Raw genomic sequence first — 19,727 nt, 5'->3', positions numbered from 1 at the left:
TTGACCGTAGATGTCGTTGCGACCCATGGTGGTCGGACCCGCGCGGTACTGTCGAAGTGTGCAGCGACGAATCATGGGTATCGAGACGGAGTTCGGCGTCACGTGTACCTTTCACGGGCACCGCAGGCTCAGTCCGGACGAGGTGGCCCGCTACCTGTTCCGGCGGGTCGTGTCCTGGGGGCGCAGCTCCAACGTGTTCCTACGCAACGGTGCGCGGCTGTATCTCGATGTCGGGTCGCATCCGGAATACGCCACCGCCGAGTGCGACAACCTGCTCCAGCTCGTCGAACACGACCATGCCGGGGAGCGGGTGCTCGAAGAGTTGCTTGTCGACGCCGAGCAGCGGCTCGCCGAAGAGGGCATCGGCGGCGACATCTACCTGTTCAAGAACAACACCGACTCCGCGGGCAACTCCTACGGCTGTCACGAAAACTTCCTGGTCGCACGCGTGGGGGAGTTCTCCCGGATCTCCGATGTGCTGCTGCCGTTCCTGGTGACCCGGCAGTTGATCTGCGGGGCCGGGAAGGTGCTGCAGACCCCGAAGGCCGCCACGTTCTGCCTGTCGCAGCGCGCCGAGCACATCTGGGAAGGGGTGTCGTCGGCGACGACCCGCTCCCGCCCGATCATCAACACCCGCGACGAGCCGCACGCGGACGCCGAAAAGTACCGCCGCCTGCACGTGATCGTGGGCGATTCGAACATGTCCGAAACCACCACGATGCTCAAGGTGGGGTCGGCGGCACTGGTGCTGGAGATGATCGAAGCGGGGGTGCAGTTCCGCGACTTCGCGCTGGACAACCCGATCCGCGCGATCCGCGAGGTCAGCCACGACCTGACGGGTCGGCGACCGGTCCGGTTGGCCGGTGGCCGGCAGGCCAGCGCCCTCGACATCCAGCGGGAATACCACGCGCGTGCGGTGGAGTACCTCGACACCCGCACACCGGATCGGTACGTCTCGCAGGTGGTCGACCTGTGGGGACGGGTGCTCGACGCCGTCGAATCGCAGGATTTCGCGAAGGTCGACACCGAGGTCGACTGGGTGATCAAGCGCAAACTGTTCCAGCGCTACCAAGACCGGTACAGCATGGAGTTGTCCGATCCCAAGATCGCGCAACTGGACCTGGCGTATCACGACATCAAACGCGGCCGCGGGGTCTTCGACCTGCTGCAACGCAAGGGCCTGGCGGCACGCGCCACCGACGACGAGGCGGTCGAGGCGGCGGTCAACACCCCGCCGCAGACCACCCGGGCGAAACTGCGCGGCGATTTCATCGCCGCGGCGCAGGCCGCGGGCCGCGACTTCACCGTCGACTGGGTGCATCTCAAGCTCAACGATCAGGCGCAGCGCACCGTGTTGTGCAAGGACCCCTTCCGGTCCGTGGACGAGCGGGTGGAGCGGCTCATCGCGTCGATGTGACGGTTCTGCGCTCTCCGGTGGAACATTCCGGGGCGGCGCCGGGGCGGTGGGGCATTAGGGTTGGGCCGTGGCGATCTCGAAAGTCGAACGGCTGGTCAATCTGGTCATCGCGTTGCTGTCCACCCGGCAGTTCCTGACAGCGGAGAAGATCCGTACGTCGGTGGCCGGGTACTCCGAGTGCGCGAGCGACGAGGCGTTCAGCCGGATGTTCGAGCGCGACAAGAACGAACTGCGCGATCTCGGGGTGCCGCTCGAGACGGGGATGCCGTCCCGGTTCTCCACCGTCGAGGGCTACCGCATCAACCGGGACGCGTACGAATTGCCCGAAATCGACTTGACTCGTGAGGAAACGGCCGCGGTCGCGGTGGCGTCCGCGTTGTGGGAGTCGCCCGAACTGACCTCGGCGGCGCAGGGCGCGTTGCTGAAGTTGCGGGCCGCGGGGGTGCAGGTCGACGTGGATCCGGGGACGGTCGCGCCGATCCCGGCGCGGGCCCGCGGTTCGGAACCGGCATTGCAGGAACTGCTCGCGGCGATCGATGCGCGGCGTGCGGTGCGGTTCTCGCACCGCAGTTCGCCCACCGAACCGTGGACCACCCGCACCGTCGACCCGTGGGGAGTGGTGACGGTGCACGGCCGGTGGTATCTGGTGGGCCACGACCGCGATCGGGATGCGCCGCGCACGTTCCGGCTCTCCCGCATCGGCGACGATGTCACCGCGATCGGTCCGGCCGGGGCGGTACAGATCCCGGCGGGAATCGACCTGCGGGCCCGGGTGCTCGCCACCACCAGCCAGGGGGAGATCTCCGGCTCGGCGCGGGTGTGGGTGGCGGCCGGGAAGGCCTACGAGTTGCGCCGCCTCGGAGACGAGATCGAGCAGCGGCAGATCGGTGGCCACGACGGCAGTGCCCCCCGCGACGGCAGCGTTCTCGAGGTGCCGGTGCGGTCGTGGGAATGGATCGGGCGGATCATCGCCGGGCAGGGCGCCGACGCGCTGGTGCTGGAACCGGCGGAATTGCGGGCCGAGGTGCAACGCATCCTGGCACGGGTGGTCGGTGACGCCACGGAGGGGGACGACACGGAGGGGGACGACGCACCATGAGTGCACGACTGTCCGGGCGGTTGGCCCGGTTGCTGAACCTGGTGCCCTATTTTCAGGCGCACCCGGGGATCAGTGCGGCGGAGGCGGCCCGCGACCTGGGGGTCACTCCCAAACAGATCATGGACGACCTGAACCAGCTGTGGGTGTGCGGGCTGCCCGGGTACGGACCCGGTGATCTGATCGACCTGTCGTTCTCCGAAGACAGCATCGTCGTCACGTTCACCGCCGGCATCGACCGGCCGTTGCGGTTGACCTCCACCGAGGCGACCGCGCTGCTCGTCGCGCTGCGGTCGCTGCTGGAGATGCCCGGTGTGGTGGAACCCGCGGCGGCGCAATCGGCGATCGCGAAGATCGAAGCGGCCGCCGGCACCGCCGCGACCGCGCACACCTCGGACGGCGCCGGTGCCGCGGTCACGGAGAATCCCGTGGCGGGACGGGTGCGGGATGCGGTGCGCCGCGGCCGGGCGCTGCACCTGACCTATTATTCGGCCTCCCGCGACACCGTGTCCGAACGTGTCGTCGACCCCATCCGCATCGTGCTGATCGACGAGCACACCTATCTGCAGGCCTGGTGCCGCACCGCCGAGGGAGTGCGGTTGTTCCGCTTCGACCGCATCGACGAGGCGACGGTGCTCGCCGAGGCGGCGCAGCCGCCGCAGCAGGCGCTGAGCGGCGACGAGCACCTGGAGTTGTTCGAGGGCGACCCCGCGCTGCCCGCCGCCCGGCTGCGTCTCGAACCGGGCTACGCATGGCTGCTGGACTACTACCCGCTCACCGACGTGGAGGTGTTCCCGGACGGTAGCTGCAAGGCGGTACTGCGATATGCGTCGCGGGACTGGATGGTGCGGCTGCTGGTGGGCCTGGGGAGCGGCGTGACGGTCCTCGCGCCCGCGGAGTTGGTGTCCGCGGTGCGGACTCGCGCCGGTGAGGCCCTCGAGGCGTATGCGGCGCTCGACGACGCGGGACGGCCCGCGTGACCGCGCCGAAAGGAAACGTTCGTGTGAACCTTCTGCAAACTCCCTGCGGATTCGGTTCACCCGCGAAAACGGGCTGTACGGGTCCGGTAGTATCGACACCAGCCGATTTGTGGAGGTTGTAAATGGGTGCAATGAGCCCGTGGCACTGGGCCATCGTCGCGTTGGTCGTGGTGATCCTGTTCGGTTCGAAGAAGCTGCCCGACGCCGCACGCGGTCTGGGTCGTTCGCTGCGAATCTTCAAGAGCGAAGTCAAGGAAATGCAGAACGACGACGCGCGTTCCGCCGCGCCGCAGCAGCCGCAGGTCCAGCCCCTGCCGCCGGTGCAGCAGCCGCAGCCGGTGGAGCCCACCGTCGTTCCGCCGCAGCAGCAGACCGCGCCTCACAGCGAACCGCGGTCCTACTGACCGTGCTCTCCCCTCCGGGGCACCCACACGGGTGTCCCGGTTCCGCTGGTCCCGAGGGGCCCGGATTTCGAACCCCGGCGGCCATTATCAGGAGCTGAGAACCGCACCGTGCGCATCCCGTTCGATCCCCGCCGCAGTCGGCGCAAGACCAATCCCGACGGCACGATGTCGCTGGTCGAGCACCTGTACGAACTGCGCACGCGGCTGCTCATCGCGGTCGCCGCGGTGCTCCTCACCAGCATCCTCGGGTTCCTCTGGTACAGCCGCGGCGTGTTCGGCTTCGACAGCCTCGGTGAGATCCTGCGCGGACCGTACTGTGCGCTACCGCCGTCGTCGCGCGCGGACCTGAGCACCGACGGGGCCTGCCGGTTGCTCGCGACCGGCCCGTTCGAACAGTTCATGTTGCGGTTGAAGGTCGCGATGACCGCGGGCATCGTGATGGCCTGCCCGGTCTGGCTCTATCAGCTGTGGGCGTTCGTCACTCCCGGCCTGTACAGCAAGGAGCGGCGGTACGCGATCGGGTTCGTCGTCTCCGGGGCGGTGCTGTTCGTCGCCGGCGCGGTGCTGGCCTACCTGGTGGTCTCGCACGCGTTGTCGTTCCTGCTCACCGTAGGTAACGACGTGCAGGTCACGGCCCTGTCCGGTTCCGAATACTTCGGTTTCATCATCAATCTGCTGGTGATCTTCGGGGTGTCCTTCGAGATTCCCCTGGTGATCGTCGCCCTCAACGCGGTGGGTGTGCTGCCGTACGAGAAGCTCAAGGCGTGGCGCCGCGGCCTGATCATGGCGATGTTCGTGTTCGCCGCGATCGCCACCCCCGGCCAGGATCCGTTCTCGATGATCGCCCTGGCGATGGCGCTGACGTTGCTGCTCGAAGTGGCCATCCAGGTCTCCCGGATCACCGACCGGCGCCGTGCGCGCCGTCGTCGCGCGGAAGGCTGGGGTGACCTCGACGACGACGAGGGTTCCACCATCCCGGCACCGGCACCGGTCGAACCGTCCGCCCCGGCCCGGCCCGACTACTCGGACACCCTGTGAGTGAGAACCCGCGCGTGGAACCGGTCGTCCCGCAGGGCCCCGGCCCCCGGCTCACCGATTTTGCCGCCTCACTCGACTTCCCCCTCGACCCGTTCCAGCAGGACGCGTGCCGCGCGCTCGAGGACGGCCATTCGGTGCTGGTGTGCGCGCCGACCGGCGCGGGGAAAACCGTGGTCGGCGAGTTCGCGGTGTACCTGGCGTTGCAGGGCGGCAGCAAATGCTTCTACACGACTCCGATCAAGGCGCTGAGCAACCAGAAGTACGCCGATCTGTGTGCCCGGCACGGTAAGGGCGCCGTGGGATTGCTCACCGGTGACCAGTCCATCAACGCGGATGCGCCGGTGGTGGTGATGACCACCGAGGTGCTGCGCAACATGATCTACGCGTCGTCGACCTCGCTGATCGGTTTGACGCACGTGGTGATGGACGAGGTGCATTTCCTGGCCGACCGATTCCGCGGCGCGGTGTGGGAGGAAGTGATCCTGCACCTGCCCGAGGACGTGCGGCTGGCGAGCCTGTCCGCGACGGTCTCGAACGCCGAGGAATTCGGGGACTGGATGACCACCGTGCGCGGCGACACCACCGTCGTCGTCGACGAGGTGCGACCCATCCCGCTGCATCAGCACATGATGGTCGGGCCACGGATCTACGACCTGTTCGACACCACCGCCGAACCCGCCGACCTGCCGAGACGTGAACGCCGCCGCGGCATCGTCGTCAACCCCGAACTGCTCGCCGCGGTGCGCCGCCGGCTGAGCGCCGACGGCGCGGACCGATGGCAGGGCCGGGGAGGCCGCGGCTTCGGGTCACGCAACTTCCGTCCGCTGCCGCGCCCCGACGTCATCACCCGGCTGGACCGCGACGGGTTGCTGCCGGCGATCACGTTCGTGTTCAGCCGCGCCGGGTGCGACGCCGCCGTACTGCAGTGCCTGCGGTCCGGGCTGCATCTGACCACCGACGAGGAAGCCGCCGAGATCGGCCGGATCGTCGACGAGCACACCCGCGAGTTGCCCGCCGCCGACCTCGAGGTCCTCGGCTACAGCACGTGGCGCACGGCCCTCGAACGCGGTATCGCCGCGCACCACGCGGGCATGCTGCCGGCGTTCCGGCACACCGTCGAAGAGTTGTTCGTCCGGGGCCTGGTACGCGCGGTGTTCGCCACCGAAACCCTCGCGCTGGGCATCAACATGCCGGCCCGCAGTGTGGTGCTCGAAAAACTCGTCAAGTTCAACGGCGAAACCCACGCCGAGCTGACCCCCGGTGAATACACACAGCTCACCGGCCGTGCCGGGCGCCGCGGCATCGACATCGAGGGCCACGCCGTGGTGTTGTGGCAGCCCGGTGTCGAGCCGACGACCGTCGCCGGTCTCGCGTCCACCCGCACCTTCCCGCTACGCAGTTCGTTCCGGCCGTCCTACAACATGGCGGTCAACCTCATCGACGCGGTCGGAGTGGACCGGTCCCGGGCACTGCTCGAGATGTCGTTCGCGCAGTTCCAGGCGGACAAATCGGTGGTCGGCCTGACCCGCGGCATCGAACGCAACGAGGCGACGCTGGCGAAGCTGCGCGAACAACTCGGCGGCGCCGACAGCGAGATCCTCGACTACCTGACCTTGCGCGCGGATCTGACCGCCGCCGAGCGTGAGCACGAACGACGCAGCCGGCAGGACCGCCGCCAGGCGGCGGTGGCCTCGCTCGTCGGGTTACGGGCAGGCGACATCATCACCGTGCCGGCAGGGAAACGCACCGGGCTCGCCGTCGTCGTCATCCCCGATCAGGACGTCACCGACCCGCGTCCGACGGTCGTCACCACCGACGGGTGGTCCGGACGGTTGTCGCCGAGCGATTTCCCGTCACCGGCCGAAGTCCTCGGACGGCTCCGGCTGCCCCGGCACATCGACCATCGCACCGGACGCGGTCGCCGCGACATCGCGTCGGCGCTGCGGTCCAAGGGGTTGTCGGCACCGCGCCGCCCGAAGCGCGGCAAAACCAAGGGACACAACCGGGAGATCGACGCGTTGCGGCGCCGGTTGCGCAGCCACCCGGCGCGCAACGATCCCGACCTCGAGTCGCTGGCGCGGCTCGGCGAGCGGTACCACCGTCTGCTGCGCGAAACCGAGCAGCAGCGGCGCCGCGCCGAGGCGACCACCGATTCGCTGGCGCGCACGTTCGAACGGATCGTCGCGCTCCTGACCGAACGCGGCTACCTCACCGGCGGCGACGACCCCGAGACCACCGACGCCGGCGACCGGCTCGCCCGGGTGTACGCCGAGGCCGACCTGCTGGTCGCGGAATGCCTCCGGCACCGCATCTGGGCAGGGCTGTCCCCGGCCGAACTGGCGGCGGTGGCGTCGTCGGTGATCTACGAGTCGCGCACCGACGACGTGGTCACCGTGCGTGGCCCGACCGGGCCGATCCGCACCGCGCTCGCGGAGACGATCCGGATGTGCGACACGTTGCGGACCGACGAGGTGCGGCACCGGTTGCCGCCCACCCGCGAACCCGACCTGGGATTCGTCACCGCCGCGTACACCTGGGCGAACTCCGGTTCGCTCGCCGAGGCGCTGATCGCGGCCGACGTCGCGGGCCGGGAGTTGTCCCCGGGCGATTTCGTGCGGTGGTGCCGGCAGCTGATCGACATCCTCGACCAGGTCCGGACCTGCGCCGACGACCCGGAACTGGTGCGTACCGCAGGCCGGGCCGTGGGGGCGATCCGGCGCGGGGTGGTCGCCATCGATCCGGCCGCGGCGTGAGCGTCGGCGCCGCGACCCTCCGGGGCGCGACCGGTCCGGGTGGTGTGATTTGATACGCGCTGCCGTACCGGTGCCACAGGGTCCGGTGGCGCTACGGTGAGACGACACGTGAAGGGCAGCTGGAGGCGACGATGACCGGGCCGAACGAACCGCAGGACCCGGACGGACAGCAACCGTCCCGACCGGCCGATCCGTGGGCGAACCCGGCCTCCGGCCGGGCGTGGGACGCCGCTCCCGGCGGACAATCCTGGGCACCACCGCCCCCGCCCGGTAGCTGGGGACAGCAACCCGCCCAGCCGAATCCCGGCCCGTCGCCGTGGCAGCCGGGCAGCGCCCAGCCCGGTGCTTCCGCGGGGCAGTGGGGACCGCCCGGCGGTCCGCCGCAGCAGCCCTGGAGTCCAGTCCCGGCGCCCCAGCAACAGTCTCCGCAGCAACCCGGCCCGCAGGGCTGGGGGCCGCAGCCCGGACAGCCGGGGTGGGGCGCACCGCAGCCCGGACCGGCCGCGACTCTCGGCTGGGGTCCGCCGCCCGGAGGGGCGCAGCAGTGGGGCCAGCCCCCGTCGCCGCAGGCCGGACAGCAGTGGGGGCCACCGCCCGCCGGCGCGCAGCAGTGGGGCCAGCCCACTCCGCCGCCGAGGAAATCGAAAATGCCGCTGATCATCATCGGCGTCGTGGCGCTCGTCCTCGTCATCGGCGCGGTGATCGCAGTCGCGACCCTCGGCGCCAAGACCACCCTCGACGCGGCAGCCGCCGAGGCGGGCGTGGCGAAGGTGCTCACCGAGTCGTACGGCGCCACCGAGGTCGGCGACGTGTCCTGTCCGACCGGGCAGGAAGTCGAGGCGGGCAACAGTTTCACGTGCACCGTCACCGTCGACGGCCAGTACCGCTCGGTGACGTTGACCTTCACCGACGACGCGGGCACCTACGAGGTCAGCCGCCCCAACTGACCGGGCCGCCGCGGGTCACTGTCCGGCGAGCGCCGCGACGAGCGAAGTCACCGGCCGTTCCACACCCCAGCGGCGCGCCAGTTCGTCGAGCCGGTCCGGGTCGGCGGGGGCCGGCGGCAACACGTCGGGCCGCGACATCTGCACGTGCGCGTCGGTGGCGACCTGCACCACCGGAAGCGCCGCGTCGAGGTAGTCGGCGGCTGCGGCGAGTTTCGCCCGCATGCCCTGCGAGAGCCGGGACGTCTCGTCGGTGACCGCCGCGCGGACCGCCGCGAGCGATCCGTACTGCATGAGCAATCCGGAGGCGGTCTTCTCGCCGACGCCCTTGACGCCGGGCAACCCGTCCGACTGGTCGCCGCGCAGCACGGCCAGTTCGGCGTAGGCGACGCCGGCGCGGTCGGCCGGAACACCGTAGCGGTCGGCGACCTCGGCGGGACCGAACAGTTCCGCCTTCGCCAGCCCGCGGCCCACGTACAGCACCCGCACCGGCACCGGTGTGTCGGTGACGACCTGCAGCAGGTCGCGGTCACCACTGACCACGATCACCGGGTCGGTGCGTTCCTGCGCGGCGAGGGTGCCGAGCACGTCGTCGGCCTCGAATCCGGCGGCGCCGCCGGTGGCGATCCCGGCGGCGGCGAGCAGGTCCAGGATCACCGGGACCTGCGGAAGCAATGCGGGCGGCACCTCTTCGACGGTGCCGTCGGACCCGGCCGCGACGCGATGTGCCTTGTAGCTCGGCACCGCGGCGACCCGGAACGCGGGGCGCCAATCCAGATCCAGGCACACCACCAGGCGACTGGGCCGGTGCCGGCGGATCAGCGACGCGACCATGTCCACGAAACCCCGGACCGCGTTGACGGGCGTGCCGTCCGGCGCGGTCATCGACTCGGGCAACGCGTGGAAGGCCCGGAACCACAGGCTGGCACCGTCGAGCAGCAGCACCACCGGTTGCGGGGCGGTCGGCGGCGGGGACGTCTCGGATGGGGTCACGGACCACATCCTGCCATCCGGGCGCGACCGATACGCTGGGGATCATGAGCACCGCCGACTCCCGATTTCCCGCCGCCCGCTACGGAACACGCCTGACTCGCGCCGCCGAGTTGGGGGCCGCCGCCGGGCTCGACGCGTTGCTGATCACCCCGGGACCGGACCTGCGGTACCTGGTGGGTTCACGCGCCGAGTCGTTCGAACGCCTGACCTGCCTGGTGATCCCCACCGACGGGTCGGCTGCCACCGTGGTGGTGCCGCGCCTCGAGTTGGCGTCCCTCAACGAGTCGGCGGTCGCCGAACTCGCCGTGCCGGTCCGCGACTGGGTCGACGGACAGGACCCGTATGCGCTGGTCGCCGAGCTGCTGCCGGGTGCGTCCGCGGTCGCGGTCGCCGAGGCGATGCCGGCGCTGCATCTGGTGCCGCTCGCCGCCCGCTTCGGCGGCACCCCGGTCCTCGCCACCCCGGTGATCCGGCAGTTGCGGATGCTCAAGGACGCCGACGAGATCGACGCGTTGCGCCGCGCGGGCGCCGCCATCGACCGCGTGCACGCCCGCATGGGGGAGTGGTTGCGGGCCGGTCGCACCGAAGCGCAGGTCGCCGCGGATATCAGCGCCGCGATCCTCGAGGAGGGGCACACCGAGGCGGCATTCGTGATCGTCGGATCGGGCCCGCACGGCGCCGACCCGCACCACGAGGTGTCCGATCGGGTCATCGAACCCGGCGACATCGTGGTCATCGACATCGGCGGTCCCGTCGAGCCCGGCTACAACTCCGATTCGACCCGCACCTACAGCATCGGCGAGCCCGACCCGGCGATCGCCGCCCAGATCGCGGTGCTGGAAGCGGCGCAGCAGGCCGCGGTCGACGCGGTGCGCCCCGGGGTCACCGCCGAAGCGGTCGACGCCGCCGCGCGCGATCTGCTCGCCGCCGAAGGGCTCGGGGAGGTGTTCGTGCACCGGACCGGGCACGGCATCGGCCTGTCGGTTCACGAAGAGCCGTACATCGTCGGGGGCAACACCGAGACGCTCGAGCCGGGCATGGCCTTCAGCATCGAACCGGGCATCTATTTCCGGGGACAGTGGGGGGCACGCATCGAAGACATCGTGGTGGTCACCGCAGACGGCTGCGAGTCGGTGAATCTGCGGCCGCACGGCCTGACGGTGCTGCCCGCCTGAGACCGTGCGCGCCGGTCAGTCCAGCACCGACCCCATCACGCGGGCCACGGCGATCTCCACGACCACCCGGGTCGGGTTCTCCCGCGGCTGCCGGTACCGGCGGGCGTAGCGGGAGACCCCTTCGGCGACGGCGTCGGCGTCGTCGCGGACCCGCGCGGGACCTTCGAGGGTGAGCCAGCGACCCCCGTCGACCTGCGACACCGCCCCGTAGCCGCCGCGGGCGGCGTTGCGGGCCTTCTGCGACCCGGCGTTGGTGATCACCCGCGCCACCCGCGCGTCGGGATCCCAGGTGAATCCCACCGCGACGACGTGCGGGGTGCCGTCGGACCGCAGCGTGGTGAGGGTGCCGAGGTGGTATTCGGACAGGAATTGCAGGGCACGGTCGCCGAGCGCGTCGGGGGTGTGAACCATGCCCGGAAGCCTAGAGGGCCGGGGGCCGCCGCCGCGGAACGAGGGGACCCGGCGACACCTGCGCAACCTGTTCCCGCGACACTGGCGGAATGAACAGCGCACAGGGAACCGTCGTCGTGTTCGGGGGCCGCAGCGAGATCGGAGTGGAGGTGGCTCGCCGGCTCGCACCGGGGCGCACCGTGATTCTTGCCGCGCGTCGCGCCGACGACCTGGCCGGACCCCGGGAGTCGGTGCTGGCCGCCGGTGCCGTCGCCGTGCACACCGCGGAATTCGACGCCGACGCGCTCGGCACCCACCAGCAGATGCTCGACGACCTGGTTGCCGCACACGGGCCGATCGATCTCGCGGTACTCACGTTCGGGATTCTCGGCGACCAGGCCCGCGCCGAAACCGATGCCGCGCACGCGGCGGCGATCGTGCACACCGATTACGTGGCGCAGGTCGCGTTGCTGACCCGGCTGGCGAGCCTGCTGCGTGCGCAGGGATCGGGACGGATGGTGGTGTTCTCGTCGGTGGCGGGTGTGCGGGTGCGCCGCGCGAACTACGTGTACGGCTCGGCGAAGGCAGGTCTGGACGGGTTCGCGTCGGGGCTGGCGGACGCGCTGCACGGCAGCGGAGTGTCGTTGCTCCTGGTGCGGCCCGGATTCGTGATCGGCCGGATGACCGAGGGGATGAGTCCGGCACCGTTCTCGAGTACCCCACCGCAGGTCGCCGACGCGGTGGTGCGCGCCCTGGGCCGCGGTCGCGGTGAGGTGTGGGTGCCCGCCCTGCTGCGTCCGGTGTTCTTCGGGATGCGGCTGCTGCCACGGGCGATCTGGCGGCGACTGCCGCGTTAGACGGCGTGGATCCGGAAGACCGGGTACCGGTCGGCAACGGCGGCGAACTCGGCGGGGGTCGCGCGCCGGTCGATCGGGAAGTGCGGCCGCGCACCCGGGGCGATGTCGAGGTAGCGGCGCAGAATGGGGGCCCGCTCGCCCGGGGCGATCTCCTCGAGTGCCACGGCGTGGCTTCCGCGGCGGTGCAGTACGGCGCGCCCGTCGGCGGCCCGCGCGTTGCGCACCCAGTTGACGTCGGAGCCGAGCATGGACACCAGATACCGGTCGCCGCCGTAGGCGGCGACCACGACGGGCAGCATCACCGGGCGGCCGGTGCGACGTCCGGCCACTTCGAGGGTCATCGTGTAGCGCGGTGACAACACACCCGCCGAGTACTGCAGTGCGGTGAGCCGGTTGATGATGCGGGTGACCGGGCCCGGCCGCCCGCCGCGATACATCCGGCGTGAGAGCCGGTGCAGGCCGCGACCGATCGGGTGCGTCAGATGCATCGTCGGCCACCGTTCGTGTCAGTGGGCCGGAGCGTGGGGGCCAGGGCTCCGGCCGATCCGGTCTCGCAGGCGCGGAAGCCCCCGAAGTGCCTGCGGGAGCAGCCTATCGGCGTGCAGCGCCGCCCGCCGGCGATTCGCAGCCGGGGATGCACAGAGGTAGCGTTCGGCCGGTGAATATCCGTCTCCGTCGCCCGGGAGACCTCGCACAGTGCGTCGAGGCGCTGTCCGAGGTTCACACGGCGGACGGCTACCCCCATCGCTGGCCCGACGATCCGGTCGAGTGGCTGAGCCCCGCGGATCTCGACACCGCGTGGATCGCCGAGCAGGCGGGGCGGATCGCCGGACACCTCGCTCTGGTCGGGCGCGAAGACGCTGTGTGGGTATCCCGGCTGTTCGTGCGACCGGATGCCAGGGGGTCGCACGTCGGGGAACGTCTGCTGGGAAAGGCGCGCGAGCGGGGCGTCCTGAGACTCGACGTCATCGAGCAGTCCACGACGGCGATCGCACTGTACGAGCGCACCGGCTGGACACTGCTCGAGCGGCGACCCGCGGACTGGATCATGTCCGACGGAACCAGACCGATCGAGCGGCTCTACATTTCGCGGTGATCTCGGGGCCGTCGTGTCGCGATTTCCTGTGGGGGCTCTTCATGTCGGCGATGGATGTCTCCGGTCGTCGCGGTCAGCTCCGCTGCCGCCTGGGCAACAGCACGCTGACCGAGGCGATCGCCAGGGCGACGCCGACCGCCAGGGCGAAGACCAGTTCGTACCCGGAGGCTAGAGCCTCGGGCGAGGAACTGCCGCTGCTGTGCGAGGTGGCGCGGACAGCAGCCGCAGTCGCGAACACCGCCAATGCCACCGAACCGCCGACCTGGCCCGCCGTGTTGGCCAGACCACCGACGATACCGATGTCGCGCTGCTCGACGCCGGCGGTCGCCGACGCCATCAACGTCGGGAAGACCAGACCGATGCCGATCGCGACGAGCAGGGTCGGGCCCAGGACGCTCGCCACGTAGTGGCTGCCGACGCCCGCCTGCGAGAGCCAGGCGAACCCGGCGACGAAGCACGCGCACCCCACAGATGTCAGTAGGCGCACGCCGGTTTTCGGCAGCCGGCCGACGGCGAACCGTGCGACCACCACGAACACGACCGCGGCGGGCGTCTGCCCCAGCCCGGCGTCGAGCGCACTGTAGCCCTGCACGTTCTGCATGAAGAGGGAGGTGAAGAACCACATCGCGATGGCGATGCCACCGAACAGGAACAACATCGCGTTGCCGACCGCCACGCTGCGGTGGCCGAACAGCCGCAGCGGCATCATCGGTGCCGCGGCGCAACGCTTCTCCACTACCAGGAAGATCGGCAGCAGGACAATGCCGGCCCCGACGGGGACGAGCACCTGCGCCGATCCCCACGAATGGTCGGCGGTCTGCATGACGCCGTAGATCAGTGCCGCGAGCCCGGCCGTACCGGTGATCGCACCGGCCAGATCCAGCGGTTCGCGGCGACCGGGCTGCGCGGTCAGCGACGTCGTCGCCACCACGATCAGCACCACCCCGACCGGTACGTTGATCAGGAACACCCACCGCCAGGACAATCCGGTCGTCAGCACACCGCCGGCAACCGCACCGACCATGCCGCCGACGCCACCGGAGGCGGACCATGCTCCGAAGGCTCGGGCGCGCTGCGGCCCCTCCGGGAAACAGGTGTTGATCACGGCGAGGGTGGCCGGGGCCAGCAGTGCGCCACCGAGACCCTGCGCGATGCGGGCGGCGACCAGTACCTCCGCGGTGGTCGCCAGGCCCGCGACCAGGCTGGCCAGGGAGAACAGGGCGAGCCCGGCCACCAGCACGCGGCGGTGACCGAAAAGGTCGGCTGCGCGCCCGCCCAGGAGCATGAATCCGGCGAACGCCAGGACGTAGCCGTTCACCACCCAGACGAGTCCGGTGTCGGTGAACCCGAGGTCCCGCTGCACCGCCGGTAGCGCGACGTTGACGATCGACACGTCGAGAACGACCATGAATTGGCAAGCGCACGCCAGCGCCGGAACGAGCCGGGCCGAGTGGGTGTTCGGCTCGATCGCGCTGTCGGCGCGGGTATTCGTCATTGCTTCCGGGTCGGCGTGCCGAACGGGTACGCGTCGGCCCAGGCGAGGTCGTCGAGCTGGGCGACCGGCACCGAGCGGGTGGCGTCGCGATGCCGATGCCCTCTGGGGTTCTGGTCGATGGCCTCGGCGGAGGCGTGAACAGTGCCCGTCGAGCTATAGCAGAAAATCGCAACCTTCACCGTCATGTCGACTGCTCGATTCTGTGTAGAGTTGCATGATGGTTATGCGCATAATCTTATGCGCATAACGAATGGGTTTGTCAAGGAGTGTGGTTATGGATCGCGAGTACGCCGAAGCCCTCAATCAGGCAATTCGCCTGCTGAGTCTGCGACACCGTGCCCGGGCTGCGCAGTTGCTGGCCCCGCTCGGCCTGCACGCCGGTCAAGAGGCTGTGCTGCTCGAACTCGACCGGACCGGCCCGATGATCCAGGCTCAGCTCAGCGAGGCGCTGGGCTGCGAGCCGCCCAGCGTCACCCTGATGAGTCGAAAGCTGGAGGCCTCCGGCCACATCCGGCGCACCCCCGATCCGGCCGACAAACGCGCCACCCGCGTGGCACTGACCGACAGCGGCAAGGCGCTTGTCGAGCAGATCCGCAAGCTGTGGGTCACCCTCGCGGAGGAAACGGTTCGCGACTTGCCCGCAGCCACGCTGGGGCAGCTACCCGGCATACTGCACAGCATGTCCACCAACGTCATGTCCACCGACGTCTAGGGCAAATCCTCCGCCTGGTCGAGACCTGCCGGGCGGCCGACCGAGGGGCCGTCACACACAATGGAGTACGACGCCGCATCAGCTCAGGGGCGGAACACCGCCCGCAGGCAGTTGTCCTCCTTGTTCTTGAACATCTCGTAGCCGCGCACCGACTCGCTCAGCGGCAGGTCGTGGGTCATCAGCCAACTCGGGTCGAGCCGGCCCTCCGTCACGTGCTCGAACAACTGCGGCATGTAGCGCTGGCCGTGCTGCTGCGACGTGCGGAGCGTGAGGCTCTTGTTGGTCAGTGCGGCCATCGGGAACTTGTCGGTCAGCCCGTAGATGCCGAGGACGGAGACCACACCACCCTTGCGGCACGCCAGGATCGCCTCCCGCAGCGAAGTCGCGCGGTCGGACTCCATACGCAGCGCCTGCTTCACCTTGTCGTAGACCTGGCCGACGCCGGTACCGTGCCCTTCCATGCCCACCGCGTCGATACACGCGTCCGGCCCGCGCCCGCCGGTGCGCTCGCGCAACGTCTCGTAGACGCTGTCGGCGACGGTGTAGTCGACCGTGTCGGCGCCGACCTTCTTCTCGGCGAGATCGAGCCGGTCGCGGAACCTGTCGAGCACGATCACGCGTTCGGCGCCCATGATCTTCGCGCTCGCGGCGGCCATGAGCCCGACCGCTCCCGCACCCCACACCGCAACGGTGTCGCCGGGCGAGATGTCGCAGAAGTCGGCGCCCATGTAGCCGGTGGGCACCGCGTCGGACAGGAACAGCGCCTGTTCGTCGCTCACACCGTCGGGCACCGGAAAACAGTTCACGTCGCCGAAGGGCACGCGGATGTACTCGGCGTGGGAACCCTGGTAGCCGCCGAACGGGTGGGTGTAGCCGTAGATCCCACCGGTCGGGTAGCCGAGGACAGGTTGCTGCATGGCGGCGTTCGGGTTCGTGGTGTCGCACATCGCGTGCATCCCGTCCGCGCAGTACGGGCAACTGCCGCACCCGATGAACGACGGCACGACGACGCGGTCACCGACCCGCAATGACGCCACCTCGGGGCCGGTCTCGACGATCTCGCCCATGAACTCGTGACCGATGACGTCGCCTTCCCGCATCCCGGGCAGGTACCCACCGAGAAAGTGCAGATCGGAACCGCAGGTGGTGGTCAAGCGTACCCGCACGATCACATCGTGCGGGTTGACCAACCCCGGGTCGTCGACCGTTTCGACGGACAGGTCGTTGACACCCATCCAGCACAGAGCCTTCATCACCGGTCTCCTTCCGTGCCGCGTGCGCTCGGACTTCCGTGGAGTGTGGGCATCTCACCGGTCTGCATCAGGGCCCGGGCCCGGTACAGCGCGGTGAAGGTCAGCGCTCCCGTCACGAGCTCGGGCGCGGGGGTGTCGGCACGCAGGGTCATCTCGGTTCCGCGCCCACGAGGGGCGTCGGCCACGGCCAGCACCAGACGCGGGCCCGGCGAATCGGCGTCGTCCTCACCGACGAAGGCAAGTCCTTCCTCGGTAACGTCGACGCGGGTGTCCCAGGTCATGGGTTCTCCGCCGGTGTCCCAGTGCCACTGCAGCCGGTTCGCCTCCGCTGTCTCCACCCGGACGCGATCGCCGAACAGCCTGGTCAGATTGTCGGGATCTCGCCAGAACTGCATGACTTGCGCGCGGGGCGCAGCGACGGTCACCGTCTGCGGTCGTCCGGCGTCGACGGGTCGGTCGGCGGCGCGGCGGACCAGGCCACTCACCGCCTGACCGGCGCTGCCGACGGCCCTGCTGATGTCGATCACGGTCGCCTCCTCACTCGAGGTGTCGTGCAGGATTGCTGCGTGACGGTTCTCTGCCGGGACGTCTACCCGCGGACGCCGGCGGTAAACGGCCCGGAGGCGACGACCGGGACGGCAGAGCGGTCCTGGATGAATACGATTGCGGCTGAGCGTGTTTCAGGATCGTCGGGATTCGAGCAGCCGCAACCACACTTCGCTGACCGTCGGGTAGGACGGCACCGCATGCCAGAGCGTGTCGAGGGTTACGTGCCCGACGAGGGCGACGGTGGCGGCATGGACGAGTTCGCTCACGTCGGTGCCGACGAAGGTGGCCCCGACGAGAGTATCGGTGGCGCGGTCCACGACCATCGCGGCGTGGCCGGTGAAGTCGTCGCGCGACAACGCGGCGCCGGCCACGTCGATGTCCGCTTCGAGCACCTCCACGTCGAAACCGTCGGCGCGGGCCTGATCGGCGGTGCGACCCACCGCGGCGATCTCCGGGTCGGTGAAGATCACCTGCGGGACCTGGTGATGGTCGGCGCTCGCCCGGTAGCGGTGCCCACCGAGGGGGCGGCCGTCGGCGCGGGCGGCGATCACGTCGCCGCACACCCGCGCCTGATATTTGCCCATGTGCGTGAGCGCGGCGCGACCGGCGACATCGCCGACGGCGTAGAGCCAGTCGCCGTCCACACCCTCGACGGTGAGATGGTCGTCGACGGTGACGGCCGCGTCGGCGGACAGACCGACCGTGTCGAGCCCGAGCGCGGCGGTGGTGGCGCGACGGCCGGTCGCCACCACGATCTCGTCGACGTCGAGGGTGCTGCCGTCGTCGAGGTCGACGGTGACCGGGCCGCCGTGGATCCGGCCGATGCCGGTTTCCCGCACGTCCGGTCGGCTGACCTGCCTGATCGCCGCGTGGTGACGCACCGTGATGCCGTGGGCGCGGAGCGACTCGGTGACCATGTCGGCCGCGAACGGTTCGACGCGGGGCAGCAGGCGCGAGCCGCGCACCACCATGGTCAGCTCCTCGACGCCGAGTTGCCGCAACCAGGTGGCGGCCTCGCACGCGACGACACCGCCGCCGACCACCAGCACACGGCGGGGTATCTCCAGCAGGTTGGTGGCGTCGCGCGAGGTCCACGGCAACGCCGCACGCAGCCCGGGCGTATCGGGAATCACGGCGACGGTGCCGGTGGCCAGCACCACCGCATGCCGGGCGCGGAGCGTGCGGGGCTGATCGGGGTGGGCATCGGTGACGGTGACGGTGCGTTCCCCGGCGAGGCAGCCGCGCCCGCGCACCACATCGATGCCTGCCGAGCGGGCCCAATCAACCTGCCCGCTGTCGTCCCGGTGGTTGGTGAAGCCGTCGCGGCGGACGAGGACGGCGGGCACATCGACACCGTGTGCGCTGACCTTGTCGCCGACACCCTGCATGTGCCGCGCCGTCGCGAGTACCTGAGCCGGGCGCAGCAGCGCCTTGGAGGGCATACACGCCCAGTAGGAGCATTCCCCTCCGACGAGTTCGTGTTCGACGAGCGCCACGGTGCGGTCGCTGCCGGCGACGGCGTACTGCGCGGCGTTCTCGCCGGCGGGGCCCCCTCCGACCACGATCACGTCGTAGGTGTCGTCAGCGGTGCCGGGCTCGCGGGGCCCGGAAGGACGGTCGGCGCGGGTCACCCGTTTCACGGTAGGCGGCGAAAGGCCTCGGCGGACCCGTTCCGGGGGATCGGCCGGCACTTCCGGCGCCGGTCAGTCCAGTTGCGGGGACCGGGCGTCGAACACCAGTCCCATCGGGGCGAGCACCCGCACCACCTGCTCGGCGGTCCACTCGTCCAGGTCGCACAGCAGCACCGATCGCCACGGGGTGACCACGACCGGCTGTTCCACCGCCGCGAGGAACTCGGCGAGACGTGCCGGCAGTACCCCACCGGGGAGACCGCCGGCCAGCGTGACCGCGCCGTCGGTCTGGTCCAGCCACCCGATCGGAGCCGGCGGCGGCGGCGGCAACGGCTCCGCCGCATCGGGTTCCCCGGCGGGTGGGGTCCCGGCGAGCAGGATCTCGGCGGCGGTGTCCGGGTCGATGCGCAGGCCGGTGTCGATACCGTCGCGCACCAACGCCATTCGCCCGTCGGGTCGCGCGAGGACCGCGACGTGCGGGGCCAGCGCGACGATGTCGCCGGTGCCGTCGTCGATGCCGTAGACCCGGGCAGCGTGGTCGGGGGAAGCGTGGATCCGCGCGGCGACGGCTCGGACGAGGGGACGGATGTCGCGGTGCCCCTCGAGGCGCCCGCTCAGTGGTGAGGCGAGGACTCGGGGTCGGGTCGGCGCGTCGACGGTGAGTCCGATCGCGTTGAGCCGCGCGGTGATCGGTTCGGCGTCGCCGCGCAACAGGATCTGTGCCCGCTCGGTCAGGTGCAGTTCGCCGCCGCCGTGCGCGTCGGCGAGTTCCGCCAGCGCACGCAACTGCGCTGCGGTGACTACGCCACCGGACAAGTGGACTTCGACCTCGGTGTCGGGCATGCCACCAGGCTAGATCGTCGTGCGATCGACGACCACAGCTTCCGCGGTGGCCGGTCCGCTGTCGGTGCGCGTCCGGGCCGGGAAAGACCGTAGGGTGTCGG

General features: G+C 70.3%; 20 protein-coding genes. 11 read left to right on the top strand and 9 right to left on the bottom strand.

The window, feature by feature from the left end; all coding sequences use genetic code 11:
- Nucleotides 1-58: 58 nt before the first annotated feature.
- The 7 genes from pafA (at nucleotide 59) to ACFWU2_RS08865 (ending at nucleotide 8,635) form a co-directional block, all read left to right on the top strand.
- Nucleotides 59-1,417, top strand: coding sequence for a Pup--protein ligase (gene pafA / locus ACFWU2_RS08895; RefSeq protein WP_378604108.1), 1,359 nt, complete (start codon nucleotides 59-61; stop codon nucleotides 1,415-1,417).
- A 67-nt stretch (nucleotides 1,418-1,484) separates the two neighbouring features.
- Nucleotides 1,485-2,516, top strand: coding sequence for a helix-turn-helix transcriptional regulator (locus ACFWU2_RS08890; protein ID WP_378604105.1), 1,032 nt, complete (start codon nucleotides 1,485-1,487; stop codon nucleotides 2,514-2,516).
- Complete coding sequence (locus tag ACFWU2_RS08885; RefSeq protein WP_378604102.1) at nucleotides 2,513-3,493, top strand: helix-turn-helix transcriptional regulator; 981 nt, start codon at nucleotides 2,513-2,515, stop codon at nucleotides 3,491-3,493. Before ACFWU2_RS08890 ends, ACFWU2_RS08885 begins: the two co-directional genes overlap by 4 nt.
- Nucleotides 3,494-3,615: 122 nt before the next feature.
- On the top strand, nucleotides 3,616-3,897 hold the full coding sequence (gene tatA, locus ACFWU2_RS08880; protein ID WP_378604099.1) for a Sec-independent protein translocase subunit TatA: 282 nt from the start codon (nucleotides 3,616-3,618) through the stop codon (nucleotides 3,895-3,897).
- 108 nt (nucleotides 3,898-4,005) lie between these two features.
- Nucleotides 4,006-4,935, top strand: coding sequence for a twin-arginine translocase subunit TatC (gene tatC, locus ACFWU2_RS08875; protein WP_378604096.1), 930 nt, complete (start codon nucleotides 4,006-4,008; stop codon nucleotides 4,933-4,935).
- A complete protein-coding gene (locus ACFWU2_RS08870; protein ID WP_378604093.1) occupies nucleotides 4,932-7,688 on the top strand; it encodes a DEAD/DEAH box helicase in 2,757 nt (918 codons plus the stop codon). Before tatC ends, ACFWU2_RS08870 begins: the two co-directional genes overlap by 4 nt.
- A gap of 131 nt (nucleotides 7,689-7,819) precedes the next feature.
- Nucleotides 7,820-8,635 (top strand): DUF4333 domain-containing protein, encoded by an 816-nt coding sequence (locus ACFWU2_RS08865; protein WP_378604088.1) that lies wholly within the window; start codon nucleotides 7,820-7,822, stop codon nucleotides 8,633-8,635.
- Nucleotides 8,636-8,650: 15 nt separating this feature from the next.
- Here the strand turns inward: ACFWU2_RS08865 and ACFWU2_RS08860 are convergent, their stop codons facing one another.
- Complete coding sequence (locus ACFWU2_RS08860) at nucleotides 8,651-9,634, bottom strand: 5'-3' exonuclease H3TH domain-containing protein (protein WP_378604085.1); 984 nt, start codon at nucleotides 9,632-9,634, stop codon at nucleotides 8,651-8,653.
- A gap of 35 nt (nucleotides 9,635-9,669) precedes the next feature.
- Between ACFWU2_RS08860 and ACFWU2_RS08855 the strand changes: the two genes are divergently transcribed.
- A complete protein-coding gene (locus ACFWU2_RS08855) occupies nucleotides 9,670-10,800 on the top strand; it encodes a M24 family metallopeptidase (protein WP_378604082.1) in 1,131 nt (376 codons plus the stop codon).
- A 15-nt stretch (nucleotides 10,801-10,815) separates the two neighbouring features.
- Here the strand turns inward: ACFWU2_RS08855 and ACFWU2_RS08850 are convergent, their stop codons facing one another.
- Nucleotides 10,816-11,211 carry a PPOX class F420-dependent oxidoreductase gene (locus ACFWU2_RS08850; RefSeq protein WP_378604079.1) on the bottom strand — a complete coding sequence of 132 codons (396 nt, stop codon included), beginning with the start codon at nucleotides 11,209-11,211 and terminating at the stop codon, nucleotides 10,816-10,818.
- An 89-nt stretch (nucleotides 11,212-11,300) separates the two neighbouring features.
- Between ACFWU2_RS08850 and ACFWU2_RS08845 the strand changes: the two genes are divergently transcribed.
- Nucleotides 11,301-12,047: an SDR family NAD(P)-dependent oxidoreductase gene (locus tag ACFWU2_RS08845; RefSeq protein ID WP_378604076.1), complete on the top strand. Its 747-nt coding sequence runs from the start codon at nucleotides 11,301-11,303 to the stop codon at nucleotides 12,045-12,047.
- Here ACFWU2_RS08845 and ACFWU2_RS08840 read toward each other — a convergent pair.
- A complete protein-coding gene (locus tag ACFWU2_RS08840) occupies nucleotides 12,044-12,535 on the bottom strand; it encodes a hypothetical protein (RefSeq protein ID WP_378604073.1) in 492 nt (163 codons plus the stop codon). The two genes, ACFWU2_RS08845 and ACFWU2_RS08840, sit on opposite strands and share 4 nt — an antisense overlap.
- A 170-nt stretch (nucleotides 12,536-12,705) precedes the next feature.
- Here ACFWU2_RS08840 and ACFWU2_RS08835 point away from each other — a divergent pair, with 170 nt between their 5' ends.
- On the top strand, nucleotides 12,706-13,143 hold the full coding sequence (locus ACFWU2_RS08835; protein WP_378604070.1) for a GNAT family N-acetyltransferase: 438 nt from the start codon (nucleotides 12,706-12,708) through the stop codon (nucleotides 13,141-13,143).
- Between the two features lie 73 nt (nucleotides 13,144-13,216).
- Here the strand turns inward: ACFWU2_RS08835 and ACFWU2_RS08830 are convergent, their stop codons facing one another.
- The gene (locus tag ACFWU2_RS08830; protein ID WP_378604066.1) at nucleotides 13,217-14,638 is read right to left on the bottom strand and encodes an MFS transporter; all 1,422 of its coding nucleotides are present in this window, start codon (nucleotides 14,636-14,638) and stop codon (nucleotides 13,217-13,219) included.
- Entirely contained in the window at nucleotides 14,635-14,823 is a 189-nt protein-coding gene (locus ACFWU2_RS08825) for a hypothetical protein (RefSeq protein WP_378604063.1), read from the bottom strand. Before ACFWU2_RS08825 ends, ACFWU2_RS08830 begins: the two co-directional genes overlap by 4 nt.
- Nucleotides 14,824-14,912: 89 nt before the next feature.
- On the opposite strand from ACFWU2_RS08825, the gene ACFWU2_RS08820 reads away from it, so the two are divergent.
- Nucleotides 14,913-15,350, top strand: a complete 438-nt coding sequence (locus ACFWU2_RS08820; RefSeq protein ID WP_378604060.1) for a MarR family winged helix-turn-helix transcriptional regulator — start codon at nucleotides 14,913-14,915, stop codon at nucleotides 15,348-15,350.
- 83 nt (nucleotides 15,351-15,433) lie between these two features.
- Here the strand turns inward: ACFWU2_RS08820 and ACFWU2_RS08815 are convergent, their stop codons facing one another.
- From ACFWU2_RS08815 to ACFWU2_RS08800, 4 genes are all read right to left on the bottom strand, one after another.
- Complete coding sequence (locus ACFWU2_RS08815; protein WP_378605158.1) at nucleotides 15,434-16,603, bottom strand: zinc-dependent alcohol dehydrogenase; 1,170 nt, start codon at nucleotides 16,601-16,603, stop codon at nucleotides 15,434-15,436.
- Nucleotides 16,603-17,130: an SRPBCC family protein gene (locus ACFWU2_RS08810; protein WP_378604057.1), complete on the bottom strand. Its 528-nt coding sequence runs from the start codon at nucleotides 17,128-17,130 to the stop codon at nucleotides 16,603-16,605. The genes ACFWU2_RS08815 and ACFWU2_RS08810 overlap by 1 nt, the downstream gene beginning before the upstream one ends.
- 153 nt (nucleotides 17,131-17,283) lie before the next feature.
- Nucleotides 17,284-18,783: a dihydrolipoyl dehydrogenase family protein gene (locus tag ACFWU2_RS08805; protein ID WP_378604054.1), complete on the bottom strand. Its 1,500-nt coding sequence runs from the start codon at nucleotides 18,781-18,783 to the stop codon at nucleotides 17,284-17,286.
- A 72-nt stretch (nucleotides 18,784-18,855) separates the two neighbouring features.
- Nucleotides 18,856-19,626 carry a precorrin-3B synthase gene (locus ACFWU2_RS08800; protein WP_378604051.1) on the bottom strand — a complete coding sequence of 257 codons (771 nt, stop codon included), beginning with the start codon at nucleotides 19,624-19,626 and terminating at the stop codon, nucleotides 18,856-18,858.
- Between the last annotated feature and the right edge of the window lie 101 nt (nucleotides 19,627-19,727).

It is taken from the genome of Rhodococcus sp. NPDC058639 (assembly GCF_042717545.1).
Classification (GTDB): domain Bacteria; phylum Actinomycetota; class Actinomycetes; order Mycobacteriales; family Mycobacteriaceae; genus Rhodococcus.
Note: the sequence above shows the minus strand (reverse complement) of the source record. Positions and strands in the feature narration are given on the sequence as shown.

Excerpts from the sequence above, each read along its gene's own strand:
- ACFWU2_RS08885 (WP_378604102.1), top strand. The coding sequence starts at position 2,513 with ATGAGTGCACGACTGTCCGGGCGGTTGGCCCGGTTGCTGAACCTGGTG.
- ACFWU2_RS08850 (WP_378604079.1), bottom strand. The coding sequence starts at position 11,211 with ATGGTTCACACCCCCGACGCGCTCGGCGACCGTGCCCTGCAATTCCTG.
- ACFWU2_RS08855 (WP_378604082.1), top strand. The coding sequence starts at position 9,670 with ATGAGCACCGCCGACTCCCGATTTCCCGCCGCCCGCTACGGAACACGC.
- ACFWU2_RS08845 (WP_378604076.1), top strand. The coding sequence starts at position 11,301 with ATGAACAGCGCACAGGGAACCGTCGTCGTGTTCGGGGGCCGCAGCGAG.
- ACFWU2_RS08820 (WP_378604060.1), top strand. The coding sequence starts at position 14,913 with ATGGATCGCGAGTACGCCGAAGCCCTCAATCAGGCAATTCGCCTGCTG.
- tatA (WP_378604099.1), top strand. The coding sequence starts at position 3,616 with ATGGGTGCAATGAGCCCGTGGCACTGGGCCATCGTCGCGTTGGTCGTG.
- ACFWU2_RS08860 (WP_378604085.1), bottom strand. The coding sequence starts at position 9,634 with ATGTGGTCCGTGACCCCATCCGAGACGTCCCCGCCGCCGACCGCCCCG.
- ACFWU2_RS08865 (WP_378604088.1), top strand. The coding sequence starts at position 7,820 with ATGACCGGGCCGAACGAACCGCAGGACCCGGACGGACAGCAACCGTCC.
- ACFWU2_RS08840 (WP_378604073.1), bottom strand. The coding sequence starts at position 12,535 with ATGCATCTGACGCACCCGATCGGTCGCGGCCTGCACCGGCTCTCACGC.
- ACFWU2_RS08830 (WP_378604066.1), bottom strand. The coding sequence starts at position 14,638 with ATGACGAATACCCGCGCCGACAGCGCGATCGAGCCGAACACCCACTCG.
- ACFWU2_RS08815 (WP_378605158.1), bottom strand. The coding sequence starts at position 16,603 with ATGAAGGCTCTGTGCTGGATGGGTGTCAACGACCTGTCCGTCGAAACG.
- ACFWU2_RS08800 (WP_378604051.1), bottom strand. The coding sequence starts at position 19,626 with ATGCCCGACACCGAGGTCGAAGTCCACTTGTCCGGTGGCGTAGTCACC.
- ACFWU2_RS08825 (WP_378604063.1), bottom strand. The coding sequence starts at position 14,823 with ATGACGGTGAAGGTTGCGATTTTCTGCTATAGCTCGACGGGCACTGTT.